Source organism: Streptomyces sp. NPDC051664 (assembly GCF_044453545.1).
Lineage (GTDB): Bacteria > Actinomycetota > Actinomycetes > Streptomycetales > Streptomycetaceae > Streptomyces.
Window position 1 is genome coordinate 202,097 of the sequence record NZ_JBITCU010000004.1, and the last position, 15,656, is coordinate 217,752.

General features: G+C 71.6%; 15 protein-coding genes and 1 riboswitch. Of the genes, 6 read left to right on the forward strand and 9 right to left on the reverse strand.

Annotation, left to right across the window (positions count from 1 at the left end; genetic code table 11):
* Positions 1–6: 6 nt before the first annotated feature.
* The 4 genes from pknB to thiO form a co-directional block, all read right to left on the reverse strand.
* The gene (gene pknB / locus ACIA8E_RS09970; protein ID WP_399296333.1) at positions 7–1,950 is read right to left on the reverse strand and encodes a Stk1 family PASTA domain-containing Ser/Thr kinase; all 1,944 of its coding nucleotides are present in this window, start codon (positions 1,948–1,950) and stop codon (positions 7–9) included.
* A gap of 135 nt (positions 1,951–2,085) precedes the next feature.
* On the reverse strand, positions 2,086–2,880 hold the full coding sequence (locus ACIA8E_RS09975; protein ID WP_313936887.1) for a thiazole synthase: 795 nt from the start codon (positions 2,878–2,880) through the stop codon (positions 2,086–2,088).
* A gap of 2 nt (positions 2,881–2,882) precedes the next feature.
* The gene (thiS, locus tag ACIA8E_RS09980; protein WP_389031596.1) at positions 2,883–3,101 is read right to left on the reverse strand and encodes a sulfur carrier protein ThiS; all 219 of its coding nucleotides are present in this window, start codon (positions 3,099–3,101) and stop codon (positions 2,883–2,885) included.
* Entirely contained in the window at positions 3,098–4,330 is a 1,233-nt protein-coding gene (thiO, locus tag ACIA8E_RS09985; protein ID WP_399296335.1) for a glycine oxidase ThiO, read from the reverse strand. The genes thiS and thiO overlap by 4 nt, the downstream gene beginning before the upstream one ends.
* A riboswitch (TPP riboswitch) is annotated at positions 4,328–4,440 on the reverse strand. (Overlaps the previous gene by 3 nt.)
* Positions 4,441–4,491: 51 nt before the next feature.
* Between thiO and ACIA8E_RS09990 the strand changes: the two genes are divergently transcribed.
* The 6 genes from ACIA8E_RS09990 to ACIA8E_RS10015 all read left to right on the forward strand — a co-directional run bounded on the left by ACIA8E_RS09990 (position 4,492) and on the right by ACIA8E_RS10015 (position 9,456).
* Positions 4,492–4,833, forward strand: a complete 342-nt coding sequence (locus tag ACIA8E_RS09990; protein ID WP_399296337.1) for a hypothetical protein — start codon at positions 4,492–4,494, stop codon at positions 4,831–4,833.
* Between the two features lie 97 nt (positions 4,834–4,930).
* A complete protein-coding gene (locus ACIA8E_RS09995) occupies positions 4,931–6,121 on the forward strand; it encodes an NAD(P)/FAD-dependent oxidoreductase (protein ID WP_399296812.1) in 1,191 nt (396 codons plus the stop codon).
* A gap of 104 nt (positions 6,122–6,225) precedes the next feature.
* A complete protein-coding gene (locus ACIA8E_RS10000) occupies positions 6,226–6,591 on the forward strand; it encodes an Rv2175c family DNA-binding protein (RefSeq protein ID WP_399296339.1) in 366 nt (121 codons plus the stop codon).
* Positions 6,592–6,734: 143 nt separating this feature from the next.
* A complete protein-coding gene (thiE, locus tag ACIA8E_RS10005) occupies positions 6,735–7,388 on the forward strand; it encodes a thiamine phosphate synthase (RefSeq protein WP_399296341.1) in 654 nt (217 codons plus the stop codon).
* A gap of 135 nt (positions 7,389–7,523) precedes the next feature.
* Complete coding sequence (gene metF, locus ACIA8E_RS10010; RefSeq protein ID WP_399296814.1) at positions 7,524–8,441, forward strand: methylenetetrahydrofolate reductase [NAD(P)H]; 918 nt, start codon at positions 7,524–7,526, stop codon at positions 8,439–8,441.
* Positions 8,442–8,493: 52 nt separating this feature from the next.
* Complete coding sequence (locus tag ACIA8E_RS10015; RefSeq protein ID WP_399296343.1) at positions 8,494–9,456, forward strand: hypothetical protein; 963 nt, start codon at positions 8,494–8,496, stop codon at positions 9,454–9,456.
* Between the two features lie 124 nt (positions 9,457–9,580).
* Here ACIA8E_RS10015 and ACIA8E_RS10020 read toward each other — a convergent pair whose 3' ends face one another.
* The 5 genes from ACIA8E_RS10020 to ACIA8E_RS10040 all read right to left on the reverse strand — a co-directional run bounded on the left by ACIA8E_RS10020 (position 9,581) and on the right by ACIA8E_RS10040 (position 15,655).
* Entirely contained in the window at positions 9,581–11,101 is a 1,521-nt protein-coding gene (locus ACIA8E_RS10020; RefSeq protein WP_399296345.1) for a phytoene desaturase family protein, read from the reverse strand.
* Between the two features lie 31 nt (positions 11,102–11,132).
* Positions 11,133–11,750: a DUF4126 domain-containing protein gene (locus tag ACIA8E_RS10025; RefSeq protein WP_399296347.1), complete on the reverse strand. Its 618-nt coding sequence runs from the start codon at positions 11,748–11,750 to the stop codon at positions 11,133–11,135.
* Positions 11,751–12,118: 368 nt separating this feature from the next.
* The gene (locus tag ACIA8E_RS10030; RefSeq protein ID WP_399296349.1) at positions 12,119–12,730 is read right to left on the reverse strand and encodes a TetR/AcrR family transcriptional regulator; all 612 of its coding nucleotides are present in this window, start codon (positions 12,728–12,730) and stop codon (positions 12,119–12,121) included.
* Between the two features lie 29 nt (positions 12,731–12,759).
* Positions 12,760–14,847 carry a YhgE/Pip family protein gene (locus tag ACIA8E_RS10035; RefSeq protein ID WP_399296351.1) on the reverse strand — a complete coding sequence of 696 codons (2,088 nt, stop codon included), beginning with the start codon at positions 14,845–14,847 and terminating at the stop codon, positions 12,760–12,762.
* Positions 14,819–15,655, reverse strand: a complete 837-nt coding sequence (locus tag ACIA8E_RS10040; protein WP_399296353.1) for an ATP-binding cassette domain-containing protein — start codon at positions 15,653–15,655, stop codon at positions 14,819–14,821. The genes ACIA8E_RS10035 and ACIA8E_RS10040 overlap by 29 nt, the downstream gene beginning before the upstream one ends.
* Between the last annotated feature and the right edge of the window lies 1 nt (position 15,656).

Sequence of the window (15,656 nt, forward strand, 5' to 3'; positions counted from 1 at the left end):
ACGGATCTAGAGTCCCTTGGTCTTGATGGTGATGGTGCTGCCCTCGGGGGCCCGGTCGCCGCCGTCGACCGACTGGCTCGCGATCGTGTCGCTGAAGGAGAGGAACGGGCGGTCGACCTTGACGTCGAAGCCCGCGGCCTTCAGCAGGCGCGTGGCCTCGTCGACGTCCTGGCCGGTGACATCCGGGACATCGATCATCCGCGGGCCCTTGGAGACCGTGAGCGTGATGGTGTCGCCCTCGGCTGCCTGGGTGCCCCCGCCCGGTGACTGGCGCGCGATGTCGCCCGCGGCCTCGGGCGAATTGACCCGGCCCGGCAGCACCTCGGCCTTCAGGCCTTCCTCGTCCAGCGCGTCGGTGGCCTCCTGGACCGACAGCCCGGTCAGGTCGGGGACGTCGACCGGGCTGCCCTTGCTGACGACCAGGGCGACTGCGGATTCGGGGTGGCGCTCCGCGCCGGCTCCGGGATCCGTACGGATCACTTCGCCCTGCCCGATGTCCTCGCTGAACTCCTTGGTGACCATGCCGGGCACCAGACCCACCTTCTTCAGTGCTCGCCTGGCCTCGGTGAGCCCGGTGCCCCGGACGTCGGGGACCTTCACGATCTCGGGGCCGCGCGAGACGACGATCTTCACCGATCCGTTGCCCCGGATACGGGCGCCCGACTTCGGGTCGCTGCTGACGACCTTGCCGCGGTCGACGTTGTCGCTGTAGGCCCGCTCGACGCCCTTCAGCTCGAGGCCGGAGTCCGAGAGCCGCTCGCGGGCGGCCTTCTCGGTCTGGCCGAGCAGCGAGGGGACCCGGGTGAACTGTCCCGAGTTGATGTACCAGACACCGGCGCCGACCCCCAGCACCAGCAGCACGGCGACGATCGCAGCGAGCATCCCGCGCCGCGGCCCTCCGTGCCGTGGCCCGCCCCTCGCCGGCTCGGGCGGCAGCGGCGGGGGCATCTCCAGCCGGCTGGTGTGATGGGCGATGCCCTGGCCGACCGGGAGCACCCGGGGGATCACGCTCGTCCGGTCCTCGGCGTCGGTGTGTGCCTCGGCGAGGGCCTGCGGTGGTACGGCGTCCAGTTGGCTGTCCCTGAGCGCGGCCCGCGCGGTTCGGGACTCGGCGAGCAGGGCCACGGCGTCGAACGGACGGGCCTCGGGGTTGCGGGCGGTGGCGCTCGCGACGAGTTCGTCCAGCTCGGCCGCGAGCCCCGGGACAACGGTCGAGGGCGTCGGCACGTCCTCGCTGAGGTGCTGGTAGATGACCTGGGCGGGGGAGTCGCCGGTGTGCGGCTTGGCGCCCGTCAGCATCTCGTACAGCACGACGCCGCAGGCGTACACATCGGTGCGGGTGTCCGCCGTACCGTGCTCGATCTGCTCGGGGGCGAGATAGGAGACGGTGCCGAGGATTGTTCCGGTGGTGTTGGTGTCGGAACCCACGGCCCGTACGAGACCGAAGTCCGCGACCTTCACCCGGCCGTCGTCCCCTATGAGGACGTTCTCCGGCTTCATGTCGCGGTGCACGAAGCCTGCCCGGTGTGCGGCACCGAGCGCGGCGAGGACCGGCTCCAGGATGTCCAGCGCGGCTCTCGGCTGCAGGGCGCCGCGCTCACGCAGGACGTCGCGCAGCGTGCAGCCCGCCACGTACTCCATCGCCAGGTAGACGTACGCCCCCTGGGCGCCCTGGTCGAAGACAGCGACCACATTGGGGTGCGCGAGCCGGGCCACGGACTTGGCCTCGCGGATGAAACGCTCGACGAACGAGGCGTCGGTCGCGAGGGCCGGGTGCATCACCTTGAGGGCGAGAACCCGGTCGAGCCGGGTGTCCATGGCCCGGTAGACCGTGGCCATCCCGCCCACGGCGATGCGGGCATCGACGCGGTAGCGGCCGTCGAGCAGCTGCCCGACGATGGGGTCTCCCTGGCCGAAGGCCGGGGAAGGGTCCTGGAGGGTCGTATCCACACGAGCGAGTCTACGAGCCGCCGAGGACATGGCTGACGGGCCGGGCGATCCCGGGTCCGTACTGCAGCCGAGCCGTGACAGGGACATGTGCGTCACACGCCTGCGGCACCGTGCGCTCCGCGTGCGTACGAGTGCTCAGAACGCGGGCCGCTCCGGGTCCAGCGCAGCCCGCCCCTCCATCGGTGACGACGCCTCGGCGAAGTGGCGCCGGGGGATCCGGCCCGCGCGGTAGGCCAGCCGTCCGCCGTCCACCGCGTGCCGCATCGCCGCCGCCATCAGCTCGGGTTCCTGCGCCCGGGTCACCGCCGACGCCAGCATCACTGCCGCGCACCCCAGCTCCATCGCGAGCGCCGCGTCCGATGCGGTCCCGGCGCCGGCGTCGAGAATCACCGGTACCCGGGCGTGCTCGACGATCAGCTGGAAGTTGTGCGGGTTGCGGATGCCGAGACCGGAGCCGATCGGGGAGCCGAGCGGCATGATCGCCGCACATCCCACGTCCTCCAGCTTCCGGGCCAGCACCGGGTCGTCATTCGTGTACGGGAGGACGGTGAAGCCGTCGTCCACCAGCGTCTCCGCGGCGTCCAGCAGCTCGATCGGGTCGGGCAGCAGGGTCCGCTCGTCGGCCACCACCTCCAGCTTGATCCAGTCGGTGCCCAGCGCCTCGCGGGCCAGCCGCGCGGTCAGCACGGCCTCGCCCGCGGTGAAGCAGCCCGCCGTGTTCGGCAGGACGCGGATCGAGAGCCGTTCCAGCACGGAGAGCACCGAACCCTGCACGGTCGGATCGAGGCGGCGCATCGCGACGGTGGTCAGCTCGGTGCCCGACGCGGTCAGCGAGCGTTCCAGCACGTCGAGGCTGGGCGCCCCGCCCGTTCCCATGATCAGCCGGGAGCCGAACGTCGTGTCGCCGAGGGTGAAGAGATCGTCGGACATGGTCAGCCTCCCTGGACCGCGGTGAGAACTTCGATCCGGTCGCCGTCGGCGAGCGCGGCGGTGGACCACCGGCTGCGGGGGACGACGGTCTCGTTGACGGCGGCCGCGACGCCGGAGGGCGCAGCGGTGAGGGTGGCGACGAGGGCTTCCAGGGTGGTGCCGGCGGCGATCGAGCGGGGGTCGCCGTTCACGGACACGGAGAGCGCGACGGAGTCGGTCATGCGGGCTGCTCCTGACGTGCGGAGGCGGTGGCGGGGGGCGCGGCGGGCGGCGGTACGGCGGGCCCGAACCGCCCGGGGGTGAACGGGCGGGCCACGGCGGGCAGCTCGCCGGTGGTCAGGAGCTCGGCCATGGCGTCGCCGGTGACGGGGGTGAGCAGCACCCCGTTGCGGTGGTGGCCGGTGGCGAGATACAGGCCCGGCAGGGCGGTGGGGCCGAGCAGCGGGGCGTTGTCGGGGGAGGCGGGGCGCAGGCCGGCCCGGGTCTCGGTGAGCGGCAGTTCGGTGATGCCGGGCACCAGCTCGTGGGCGTCGCGCAGCAGCTCGTACACCCCGCCCGCCGTGACCGTGGTGTCCCAGCCCATCTCCTCGCTGGTGGCGCCGACGACCAACTCGCCGTTCTCGCGCGGGACGAGATAGACATGGCTGCCGCGGACCACGGCTCGTACGGTCCGGGTGAGGAACGGCGCGTACACGGCGGGCACGGTCAGCCGCAGCACCTGCCCCTTCACCGGCCGGACGGGCGGCACGACCTCGTCCGGCAGCCCCGCGAGCCGTCCGCTGAGGCTGCCCGCGGCGAGCACGATCCGGTCGGCTGCGAGCTCCGTGCCGGCTGCCAGTACGGCTCCGGCTGCCCGGTCCCGCACCACCACGAGGCGTTCCGCCCGGTCGCGGTGGAAGACCACCCCGGCCCGTTCGCAGGCCGTCAGCAGGGCGGCGGCCAGCCGGCGGGGGTCGACCTGGTGGTCGCCGTCGACCCGCAGACCGCCGCGCACACCCGGCGCCAGCATCGGTTCCAGGCGGCGGCACTCGCGGCCGGTGAGCCACTCCGACTGCAGCCCCGAACGGTGCTGGAGCGCGTGCAGTTCCCGCAGATGGGCGCGGTCGTCGGAGTCCAGGGCGACCGCGAGGGTGCCGCAGGCCCGGAAGCCGATGTCCTGGCCGCTCGCCGCCTCCAGTTCGGCCGCGAAGGCCGGGTAGCGCGCGGCGGAGGCGAGATTGAGACCGAGCAGCATCTGCTCGCCGTAGTGGAGTTCGGTGACGGCGGCGAGCATTCCGGCCGCGACCCGGGCAGCACCGCCGCCCGGGTCGGGGTCGACGACCGCGGTGCGCAGGCCGCGCTGCGCCGCCCGCCAGGCGGTCACCAGACCGATGATTCCGCCCCCGATGACGAGGACGTCGGATCCGGGTACGCCGGATCCGTCTGCTGATGTGCTCCCGGAGGATCGCATGGGCGTCCAGCCCCTCCCTTCGCCGGCATGACCCGGATCAGGTTCGTACGGTCGGAGGCCGCCCAGCCTCCCTCTCAGCCCGGTGCGTCCGGGCTCCCGCGAGTGTCTTACGTCGGCCACCCTAAACCCCGTCACCCGGCCCCAGTAAGGGAGCGGCCACCGTGGCCCGTTCACTCGACGGACTTGTCCTCTCGCCGGTCGCCGACCAGGCGCCGGGTCAGGTCGGCACCCGGACCCGCTTCACGTACCACGAGGAGAAGGGCGCGATCTGGGCCGACTACGCGGGCGGGGACGTGGTCCGGGGCCATCTCGTCGGCACTCGCACCGGCGATCGACTCGACTTCCGCTACGTCCAGTTGAAGCAGGACGGATCGACCTCCTGCGGACACTGCGTCTCCACCGTCGTCGGCCTTGCGGACGGCCGGGTGCGGCTGGAGGAGCGCTGGGAAGGGGAGTCGCAGGAGGGCAGCGGGACGAGCGTGGTCGAGGAACTCGCAACCTGATGGTTCGTCAGATGCTTAAGGTGGACAGGTGAGCGAACAGCAGACAGAGCAGCCTGGCCGGCGGACAGAGCGCCGCGTCGTCATCGTCGGTGCGGGCATGGCCGGCGTGCAGACCGCGGTGGCCCTGCGGGAACAGGGCTTCACCGGCCCGGTCGCCCTGATCGGTGCCGAACCCCACCAGCCGTACGACCGGCCCCCGCTGTCCAAGGCGGTGCTGCTCGGCACGGCCGAAGGCTCCGCCTTCGACATCGACTTCGAAGAGTTGGGCATCGAGCTGCAACTGGGCCGTGACGTGACCGGCGTACGGGCCGACGCGCACGAACTGGACACCCTGACGGGCCCCGTACCGTACGACGTCCTGGTCATCGCCTCCGGCGCCGAACCGGTGGTGCTGCCCGGCTCCGAGGGGGTGCCCGGCGTCCATCTGCTGCGCACCCTCGACGACGCCGCACGGCTACGGCCGGTCCTCGACCAGCAGCACACCGTCGTGGTCGTCGGCGCGGGCTGGATCGGCGCCGAATTCGCCACCGCAGCCCGCGCCGCGGGCTGCGAGGTCACCGTCGTCGAGGCCGCCGAACGGCCGCTCGCGGGCGTCCTGCCCGCCGAGGTCGCTGCCCCGATGGCCCGCTGGTACGCGCAGAGCGGCGCCGAACTCCTCACCGGCGCCCCGGTGGCCCGGATCGAGCCCGGCAGTGTGGTCCTCGCGGACGGCCGCACGGTTGCCGCCGGAGCGGTGGTCGTCGGGATCGGCGCCCGGCCCGCCACCGGCTGGCTGGCCGGCTCCGGCATCGCCCTCGGTCCGGACGGATCGGTGACCGCCGACGCCGCGCTGCGCACCTCGCTGCCCGATGTGTATGCGGTCGGGGACTGCGCCTCCTTCCCCTCCGCGAGGTACGGCACACGGCTCCTCGTCCACCACTGGGACAACGCCGTCCAAGGGCCCCGGACCGCCGCCGCCAACATCATCGGTGCCGGTGCGGACGGGGCGTCGCAGCTCCTGGCATACGACCCCGTGCCGTACTTCTGGTCCGAGCAGTTCGACCGGTTCGTGCAGTACGCGGGCCATCACGGGGGCGCGGACACCCTGATCTGGCGTGGTGACCCGGCCGATCCCGCCTGGTCCGTGTGCTGGCTGCGGGGCGGCGCACTGGTCGCCGTCCTCGCCGTCGGGCGGCCGCGCGATCTGGCCCAGGGGCGCAAACTCATCGAGGCGGGGGCACGGCTGGATCCGGTGCGGGCAGCCGACCCCGCCGTACCGCTGAAGTCGGCCAGGGCCGATGCCCCGTAGCGGCACGCCCGGAGGGGTTCCGGAGCCCTTGCGGGCACTGGGTCGACCCCCGTCCGGTCGGGTCCGCGTGCCGACTGTCGGTCCGGGATGGCACGCTTGACCCCGTGACCGAGATTGACGCAAAGATTGATGCTCTCGTCCCCGCCTGGCTCCACCTTCCCGACATCGCGGAAATGCTCGATGTCGAGGTGACGCGCGTGCGGCAGCTGGTCAAGGAGGGCCAGCTCATCGCCGTACGACGTGGTGAGAACCGGACGCTCCAGGTGCCTGTTGCCTTCATCGACGGCAACAAGGTGGTCAAGGGCCTCTCCGGCACCCTGACGCTCCTGAGGGACGACGGCTACACCGACGAAGAGATGCTGGAGTGGCTCTTCACTCCCGACCCGACCCTGCCGGGTACCCCCGCGCAGGCGCTGAGCGAGAATCGCGGCACGGAGGTGAAGCGCCGCGCCCAGGCGCTCGCCGTCTGACCGGGACAACCGCACGCGGGGTACGGGCACGGTCCGTTCCGAACGGCCCGGCCCGTACCCTCGCAGCACGCCGCACCGCTGTACCAGCCCGACCGTGTCGTACCGCTGAATTCCGTACAGCTGTATCAAGGGGGAACCTCGCCATGCCCACGCCTCGCGAGCTGCTGTCCGACGCCCGGCTCTATCTGTGCACGGATGCCCGCAGGCGCCAGGGCGACCTGCCCGCCTTCCTCGATGCTGTGCTTTCCTCCGGGGTGGACATCGTCCAGCTGCGCGACAAGGGCATGGAGGCGGCCGAGGAGCTCGAACACCTCGCGGTCCTCGCCGACGCCTGCCGACGCCACGGCAAGCTCCTCGCCGTGAACGACCGGGCCGATGTCGCCCACGCCATCGGGTCCGACGTGCTCCACCTCGGCCAGGGAGACCTGCCGGTCCCCGCCGCCCGCGCCATCATCGGCGAGGACGTGGTGATCGGCCGCTCCACGCACGCGGAGCCCGAGGTCGACGCCGCCGTCGCCGAGCCCGGCGTGGACTACTTCTGCACCGGACCCTGCTGGCCCACCCCCACCAAGCCCGGCCGGCACGCCCCCGGCCTCGACCTCGTGCGGTACGCCGCCTCTCTCGCCCAGCCGCGCCCCTGGTTCGCCATCGGCGGGATCGACGCGGGCAACCTCGACGAGGTGCTGGACGCGGGAGCGCGCAGGGTCGTCGTCGTACGGGCGATCACCGAGGCCGACGACCCGGTGGCGGCCACCGCGGAGCTGACGAAGCGGATCAGGGCGCGCGCCGACGGCTGACAGGCGCGTCACGGAAATCACAGGTCATCCGGAGCAGGTCGGAGGACTGTCCGAAGGGTGGACAAACCACCAGTCAATTCGGGCAATTGCCGCTGGTCCGGTTGGGGGACCGTCGCGCCCTGGTTAATCTGCAGTATGGCCCTTGGCACTCCCTCTACCAGGACGGATCACGCACGCACCGTGCGTGAGCTGCTGGCGACCGGCAAGACTTCGTATTCGTTCGAGTTCTGGGCGCCCAAGACCGAGAAGGGCGAGCGTAATCTCTGGAATGCGTTGCGCCGGGTCGAGGCGGTGGGCCCGAGCTTCGTCTCCGTGACGTACGGGGCCGGTGGTTCCACCCGGGCCGGGACGGTCAGAGCCACCCAGCAGATCGCCGCCGACTCCACGCTCACCCCGGTCGCGCACCTCACGGCCGTCAACCACTCCGTCGCCGAACTGCGCAACATGATCGGGCAGTACGCCGACGCCGGGATCAGGAACATCCTCGCCGTGCGCGGCGACCCGCCGGGCGACCCGATGGGCGCGTGGGTCGAGCACCCGGAGGGTGTGCGGTACGCGGCCGACCTCGTCCGGCTCATCAAGGAATCCGGCGATTTCTGCGTCGGGGTCGCGGCATTTCCCGAGATGCATCCGCGCTCGACCGACTGGGACACCGACATCCGGCATTTCGTGGACAAGTGCCGCGCGGGTGCCGACTATGCGATCACGCAGATGTTCTTCGATCCGGACGACTATTTGCGGATGCGTGACCGCGTGGTTGCTGCGGGTTGCGACACGCCCGTCATCCCCGAGGTCATGCCGCTCACCAGCGTCAAGCAGTTGGAGCGGTTTCCGCAGCTCAGCAACGCGACGCTGCCCTCGTCCCTGAAAGACCGCATCCTTGCCGTCAAGGACGACGCAGCCGCTGTACGCTCCATTGGCATCGAGTTCGCGACGGAGTTCTGCGCGAGGCTGCGCTCCGAGGGTGTGCCCGGGCTGCACTTCATTACGCTCAACAACTCGACGGCAACGCTCGAAATCTACGAGAATCTCGGACTGCACAAGCAGTCGTGACCGGCCGTACCCGCCATGATCCCGGGCGGCGGCCGTAGAAATGGGGGCGGGCATGGGCTGGACGGTCCTCTACATCGCGTTCGGCATCGTGGCGCTGTGGCTGCTCGGCGAGGTGCTCCTGCAGTACAAGGCGCGGCTGCGCTGGCGTCTGCTCGCCTTCACCGGCTTCGCCGGTGTGGTCGTCGGCGTGCTGATGCCGTCCGTGCCCGTCATCGCCGTCGGAGCGATCGCGTTCGCCATCGGCCAGACGTACGTCACGCTCTCCTTCCGGCGCGGCTTCTCGACCGGCTGGGCCATAGGGGGCAGCCCGGGCGAGAGCCGTCGCCGTCGAAGCAGCGGTGACCGGGACACCCGCCGGGAGCCCACGCTCGAGGTGTCGGACCTGGAAGTGGGGTACGACCGGGAGGGCGAGGACGAGGCGGAGAACGCCGCACCCGCGCCGGCGGCCGCCGTCTACGAGCCGGAACCGCTGCCGGACGACACCGGGCAGTACGGCATCTATACCGATCCCGTCCCGCAGCAGGAGTCCCAGCAGGCTCAGGGGCAGCCCCAGTACGGTGCGTACGACCCGTACACCGACTACTCCACGTACAGCGGCGTGCCCGGCCAGGAGAGCTATGGCGGGCAGGGCGTGTACGCCGACCAGAACGCGTACGCAAGTCAGGACAGTTACGCCGGGCAGGAGACTTACGCCGGGCAGGACAGCTACGCCGGGCAGTACGACTACGGCACCGGCCAGCAGCAGTACGCCGCGTACTCCGACCCGTACGTCGGCACCACCGGCGGCCCCTCGCAGTACGGCGCGCACGACACCTACGCGAGCTACGACAGCTACGGCAACCAGCAGCAGTACCCGGCAGACCCCTACGCCCAGCAGTACACCTCCGAGACCCCGCCGGGCGGCGTCTGGGTGCCCCAACAGCGCGAGGGCGAGCAGTACCCGCCGGAGCAGCAGCCCGCACCGTACCCGAACACCTACGACAGCGGCTACAACGAACAGCAGTACCGCTACTGACGGACGCCGGGGCCCCGGTCCTGCCCTCTCATGCCCCTGAGGTCATGGGAGAGACAGAGGGCGAGGCGGTACCCGATGCGCCCGGCCCCCGTACCCGCACTCCTGCCTTCTCGATGCCGGCCGGTCACCGGGAGCCGCGGAAGCCGTCCCCCTCCACGATGAGCCCGGCGACGAGCGTCCCCGACATCCCGGCGTGCGCGAGCCCGCCGCCCGGGTGGGACCAGCCGCCCGCGAGGTAGAGACCCGGCAGCCGCGTGCGGTTCCCCGGATGCAGATACGCGCCCCCGGCCCCGGCCAGCGCCGGTGCGGGCACCGAGCCGCCCTCGGCGCCGGTGTCGGCCGCCGTTTGGGCGGGCGTCCGCACTTCGGCGTGGAGCAGCCGCTCACGTATGCCGCGGACGGCAGCGCCGGCCGTCTCGATCAAGGTGTCCGCATACCGCTCGCGCAGCGCCGCGTCCGTCCAGTCCACCGCGCCGTGCGGGGCGACCGTCGCCGTCACCGTCACGGCCTCGTGCGCGTCGTCGGGGCGGGTCGACGGATCGTCCGGGCGGATCACCGTCACCGTGGGACGCTCGGCGAGCCGGCCACCGAACACCGCCTCCCGTTCCGCCGCGCCGTCCGCGCCGTGCACCACGGTCCGGTGCACCGTCCCCGCGGGCCGGGCGCCGCTCAGCGACAGCAGGACCTGGAACCGGCCCGGCACCGTCGCCAGGTCCGCCGGCCGCGGCTGAGCCGTCACATCGCCGTCCTGCCAGAGCCCCTGACCCGGCACCAGCCCCGGGCGCGGCCAGGCCCCGAGCACCACGTGATCGGCATCGGCGACCGTCCCCGTCGCCAGCTCGACCCCCGCTGCCCGGCCGTCCTTCTCCACCACCCGGGCCACTTCGGCGCCGAACACGAACTCCACCCTCCGTGCCAGGCACCGCTCGTACACCGCCTGCGCCAGCGACCGGATCCCGCCGGCCACGTACCAGCTGCCGAACGTCTCCTCCATGTACGGGAGCAGGGCCGCGCTCGCCGGCGCGCGCAGCGGATCCAGGCCGTACGACAGCGCGTATCCGTCGAGCAGCGCGGTCAGCCGGGGGTCCGTCAGTTCCCAGGCGCCGACCTCCGCCACCGTGTCCGCCTGCCGGGCGGCCCGCAGTATCCGGCGCTGCCGGAGCGCCGGATACGGATCACGGCCCAGCACCTGCCAGTCGGCGCGCAAAGGCTCCTCCAACAGCGGCCGCCGGGACCGGTCCCACGCATCCCGGGCCCGGTCGAGGAACTCGCCCCAGCTGTTGCCCGCACCGGCCCCCAGCGCGCCGTCCAGGGCGGCGACCACCCCGGCCCGCGAGGCATTCGGCAGGGAGACCGCCGTGCCGTCGGCGAAGAGGTGGCGGCTCGCCGGGTCGACCTGCGTCATCGTGACGCACCGCTCCAGCGGCTCCTTGCCGGTCTTGACGAACAGATCGCGGTAGACGGCGGGCAGATGCAGCAGCGAGGGACCCGTGTCGAACGCGAAGCCGTCCCGGGCATACCGGCCGACCGAGCCGCCGTACGTCCCGGACCGCTCGTACACCGTCACCCGGTGCCCTGCCACGGCCAGCCGGGCAGCCGCCGCCATTGCGCCCATCCCGGCGCCGATCACCGCAATACGTGCCATGTCAGTGACCTTAACGGCCACCGCTGACAAGTCAGCCGAGAGGCCAGTGCGAACCCGTCCCGGCCAGGTGTCTCTCCTCGCGCCGCTGGGCCCTGCGGCGCAGGAACCGGCGAATCCGGGAGGCCAGGAAGGCCAGTATCACGATGCCGAGCACCAGCAGCGTCGCGGCGATGATCGCGGCCGCCAGCGGATGGAATATCGCGAACGTGATGATCCCGGCGACGCCCAGATCCTCGGCGGTGCTCACCGCGATATTGCTGAACGGCTCGGGCGAGGTATTCACCGCCATCCTGGTGCCGGCCTTCACCAGATGGCTCATCAGCGCGGTGGAACCGCCGACGGCCCCGGCGGCGAGCTCCGGCAGCGAACCGCTCTCACCGGCCAGCAGCGCCGCCACGACGGCCCCGGCGATCGGCCTGACGACGGTGTGCACCGAGTCCCAGAGCGAGTCCACGTACGGGATCTTGTCCGCCACCGCCTCGCACAGGAACAGCACGCCGGCCACCACGAGCACATCGGTGCGCTGCAGCGAGGCGGGCACCTCGTCGCTGATGCCGGTCGCACCGAAGACGCCGAGCAACAGGACCACCGCGTAGGCGTTGATCCCGCTCGCCCAGCCGCTTGTGAACACCAGGGGGAGTACGGACACGGACGTGATCGTAACCAGGTGGTGCGGCGCCGCGGGTGGGGTCGGGTGCGCAGCTCTGAGTATCCGTACCTAGTGGACGAGATGAGTAGGTACGCGGATGGGCTGCCACCTGCGCGGACGGAAGAGTGGAGACCACGGAAGGGGCGCTGCGCCGGTACCGCCGACACGGGGCGGCGGAACACAGGCACGGCACTCCTTCCGAAACGGGGGTGCACCACGGAGAGCCCGGGGACCACGGGGGAACACGGGGTCACGGGGGAAGGCTCTCCGGCAGCACGGGAAGCGCCGGTCGGACGAGGCTCGGGGGGATCGAGCCTCGTGGGACCGGCGCTTCTGTGCGTGCGCACGCTCTCGGGAAGGAGCGCGTGTCAGCGTCCGCTGACCCGGCCGTGCAGCAGCAGGGACAGCGCCGAGTGCACATCGTCGATGGACCGCTCGGGTTGGAACGCCTGCCAGTCCAGCGCAGCCACCAGCACCATGCCGACCAGTGCGGCCGCCGTCAGCGGGATGTCGATCTCCTGGCTGAGCTCGCCGTTCCCGACGGCTTCCCGGAGCACGTCCTCGACCACGGCGACGGCCTCCTGACGTACCACCAGGAGGGTCGCCTGCCAGGCACGGTTGGTGCGCCACAGCTCGGCGACGTACAGCTGGGTGAAGGCCGGGTAGCGGTCGATGAAGACCAGACCGGCCCTGATCATTGCGTCCAGGGCCTCGACCCGGGTGCCGCCGCGCTCCTCGGTCTGCTCGGCCGCGGACCGCAGTGACGCGGTCAGCAGTCCGACACCGTGCCGCAGCAGTTCCTCGAAGAGCTCGGTCTTGCTCTTGAAGTTGTAGTAGACCGTGCCCTTGGCGACCCCGGCGCGCTCGGCGATCTCGTCGACCGTGGTCGCCGAGAAACCCTTCTCCGCGATGAGCGTGACGGCCGCCTCGTAGAGCTTCTGCCGGGTGGCCTGGCGACGCGTGGTGCTACTGCTTTCCATGCGGTCGATTCTCACAGGTCCCGGCGCGCTCACAGGCTCAGCTCCGGATGGAGCCGGTCCAGCGTCCACACCTGCTTGCGGCGCGCGGCGACCGCGGTCAGGGCCAGCGCCCCCGCCGTGAACGCCAGGAGCACCGCACAGCCCTGCCAGACCGGACCGAGGCCGCCGCCCGTGATCAGCCGGCGCAGCCCCTCGACGATGTAGCTCATCGGCAGATACGGGTGGATCGCACCGAAGAAGCCGGGGCTGGTCTGGACGGGATACGTGCCTCCGGCCGAGGTCAGCTGGAGCATCAGCACGGCAAGTACGAGGATCCGTCCCGCCGCGCCGAACCGTGCGTTCAGCCACTGCACGATCGCGCCGAAGCAGCAGGTCACAAGGGCGAGGAAGCCGATCGTTCCGGCGGCGTGGGCCATCTGCAGTCCCAGCCCCCAGTGCAGCACGGACATCAGGGCGGCGACCTGCAGCAGACCGATCGCGGCCACCGGCAGCCAGCCCGCGAGGGCGATCCGCCAGGTGGAGGCCCCGGCGGCGAGCGCCCTCCGGTTGAGCGGCTGGATCAGCATGTACGCCACCATCGCGCCCACCCAGAGGGAGAGAGGGATGAAGTACGGGGCGAACCCGGTGCCGTAGTTGGGGGCCTTGTGCAGCGACTGGGAGGCGAGCTTCACCGGGTCGGCCATCACATCGGTGCGGCGGTCGCGGTCCTGCTTGTCGTAGTCGGGGATCTTGCCGACCCCGTCGTTCAGCCCCTGGGCGAGCGAGGCCGAACCGTCGCCGAGCCGGATCAGCCCGCCGTCCAGGCTGGTCGCGCCCTTCTTGAGTTCGCCGACGCCGGTGTTCAGGTCGACGGATCCGGTCCTCGCGGTGGCCAGGCCGGTGTGCAGTTCGTCCGCGCCCTTGGCGACCTTGTGGGCACCGGTGTTGAGCGCGTTGACCTTCGCGACGGCGGACTTCAGGTCCTCGTCCAGGTGCGGGGAGCGCTCGGCGAGGGCGTCGGCCTGCTTCTGCAGTGTCGCCAGCTGTCCGCGCAGCTTCTTCAGATCCCCGTTCTGGTCCTTGACCAGTACGTTCACATCGTCGGCGACCTTCGCGACATCGGCCGCGGCGGTCGTGGCCCGCTTCAGCGGGGGGCAGACGGTGGGGTCGGGGAGCAACTGCTCCGTGCAGCGGGTGCGGTAGACGTCGGCCAGATCGTCGGAGGCCTCGTGGGCGGCGGTCGCTGCGGTCGGCGCCGCCTTCACCAGCAGGTCGAGGTTGTCCCGTACGGCCTGCGAGGAGTCGGCGACCAGCCGGGCGGTGTCGCCGATCGTCCTGCCGTTGTCCTTCAGGAACGGGCGGATGTCGGCCGCCACCCCGTTGACCTTGTCGGCGAGCAACTGGGTGCCGTCGGCGACCTGCCGGGACCCGGTTTCGAGGTCACCGGCGCCCTTGTTCAGCTTGGCTATTCCGCTCTCCAGCCGACCGCTGCCGGACTTGGCGTCCTTGAGCCCGTCCGCGAGATCCTTCGAGCCCCTCTTCGCCTTGCCGATCCCGCCCTTGAGGTCGTCGGCGCCCTGGGCGGCCTTCGCCGTCGCGTCGTGGAGGTCGGAGAAGGAGATGAAGATCCGGTCGAGGAAGCCGCGCGAGGCATTGACCGAGGCGGCGGTGCGGACCTCGGAGAACACCGTCCGGGAGATCTGCCCGACGATGTAGTTGTTGGCGTCGTTCGTCCGCACCTGGAGCGCACCGGTCTCGGGGGAGTCACCCGAACTGGACGCGATCCGCTTGCTGAAGTCCGCCGGCATGGTCAGCGAGAGGTAGTACGTACCGTCCTCGACGCCCCGGTCGGCCTGGGCGGAGCTGACCTCGTGCCACTCGAAGATCTTGGAGTCGAGCAGCTGGCCGGTGATCTCGCCCCCGGCCTCGATGCGCTTTCCGGCGGCGGTGGCACCCTTGTCGTTGTTGACCAGGGCGACAGGGATCTTGTCGAGGCGGCTGTACGGGTCCCAGAAGGACCACAGGTACAGGGCGCCGTAGAGCAGGGGCAGGAGCAGGAGTGCGACGAGTGCGGCGCGGGGCAGCCTGCCCCTGCCGAAACGCTTCAGCTCAAGCGCGGCCAGTTTCGGCGAACGCATCGGCCGTCCCCTCATCAGTGGTCTTCTCGGTCTTCGTCGCCTCGGGGGCCTCTGCGGGCTCGGAGGCGTCTGTGGCGTCAGCCTCTGTGATGTCCGCGGTGTCCGAGGTGGCCGTGTTGTCCGTGCGGACGGTGATGGCGCCCCCGGGCGCCTGGCTGCAGACGGCGAGCACGGTCGTTCCGCTGTCGGCGACGGAACGCAGCAGCTCCCAGGCCTCGGTGCGCTCGGCATCGGAGAGCTTGAGATCGGTGTCGTCCACGGCGAGCAGCCGCGGCCGGCCGATCAGCGCGAGGGTGACGGACAGCCGCAGCGCCTCCAGCCGCTCCAGATCGCGTACGGAGGTCCGCTCGGCCTTGGGCAGGGTCGCCGGGTCGAGTCCGGCGGCGTCCAGTGCCGCGTCGATCCGGTTGCCGGCCGTGGCCGTGCGCTCGGCGCGGGGGCGGAGCAGGGCGCGCAGCGAACCGTCGTAGCGGCGCTGCAGCAGGGCGCGCTCGCGCAGGTGCTCGGCGACCGTGAAGGCCGGGTCGAGTTCGCTGACCCCCGGCACCGGGCCGAGCGCGCTGATCCTGCGTACGGCGGCCATCTGGCGCGGCAGGTGCAGACCACCCGCCTCGGCACGGCCCTCGGAGGGGCGCATCCGGCCCGTCAGGGCGAGCAGCAGGCAGGTGCGGCCGGAGCCGGACGGGCCCTCGATCGCGACCAGGGCGCCAGGTGGGGCGTCGAGGCGTACGCCCCGGAAGGCCCAGCCGCGTGGTCCCTTGAGCCCGAAGTCCTCGGCGGTGACAGCTGCCCCGTGCGGGCTGTCCACA

Excerpts from the sequence above, each read along its gene's own strand:
- thiE (WP_399296341.1), top strand. The coding sequence starts at position 6,735 with ATGCCCACGCCTCGCGAGCTGCTGTCCGACGCCCGGCTCTATCTGTGC.
- ACIA8E_RS10020 (WP_399296345.1), bottom strand. The coding sequence starts at position 11,101 with ATGGCACGTATTGCGGTGATCGGCGCCGGGATGGGCGCAATGGCGGCG.
- thiS (WP_389031596.1), bottom strand. The coding sequence starts at position 3,101 with ATGACCGACTCCGTCGCGCTCTCCGTGTCCGTGAACGGCGACCCCCGC.
- thiO (WP_399296335.1), bottom strand. The coding sequence starts at position 4,330 with ATGCGATCCTCCGGGAGCACATCAGCAGACGGATCCGGCGTACCCGGA.
- ACIA8E_RS09995 (WP_399296812.1), top strand. The coding sequence starts at position 4,931 with ATGGCCGGCGTGCAGACCGCGGTGGCCCTGCGGGAACAGGGCTTCACC.
- metF (WP_399296814.1), top strand. The coding sequence starts at position 7,524 with ATGGCCCTTGGCACTCCCTCTACCAGGACGGATCACGCACGCACCGTG.
- ACIA8E_RS10035 (WP_399296351.1), bottom strand. The coding sequence starts at position 14,847 with ATGCGTTCGCCGAAACTGGCCGCGCTTGAGCTGAAGCGTTTCGGCAGG.
- ACIA8E_RS10015 (WP_399296343.1), top strand. The coding sequence starts at position 8,494 with ATGGGCTGGACGGTCCTCTACATCGCGTTCGGCATCGTGGCGCTGTGG.
- ACIA8E_RS10030 (WP_399296349.1), bottom strand. The coding sequence starts at position 12,730 with ATGGAAAGCAGTAGCACCACGCGTCGCCAGGCCACCCGGCAGAAGCTC.
- ACIA8E_RS09975 (WP_313936887.1), bottom strand. The coding sequence starts at position 2,880 with ATGTCCGACGATCTCTTCACCCTCGGCGACACGACGTTCGGCTCCCGG.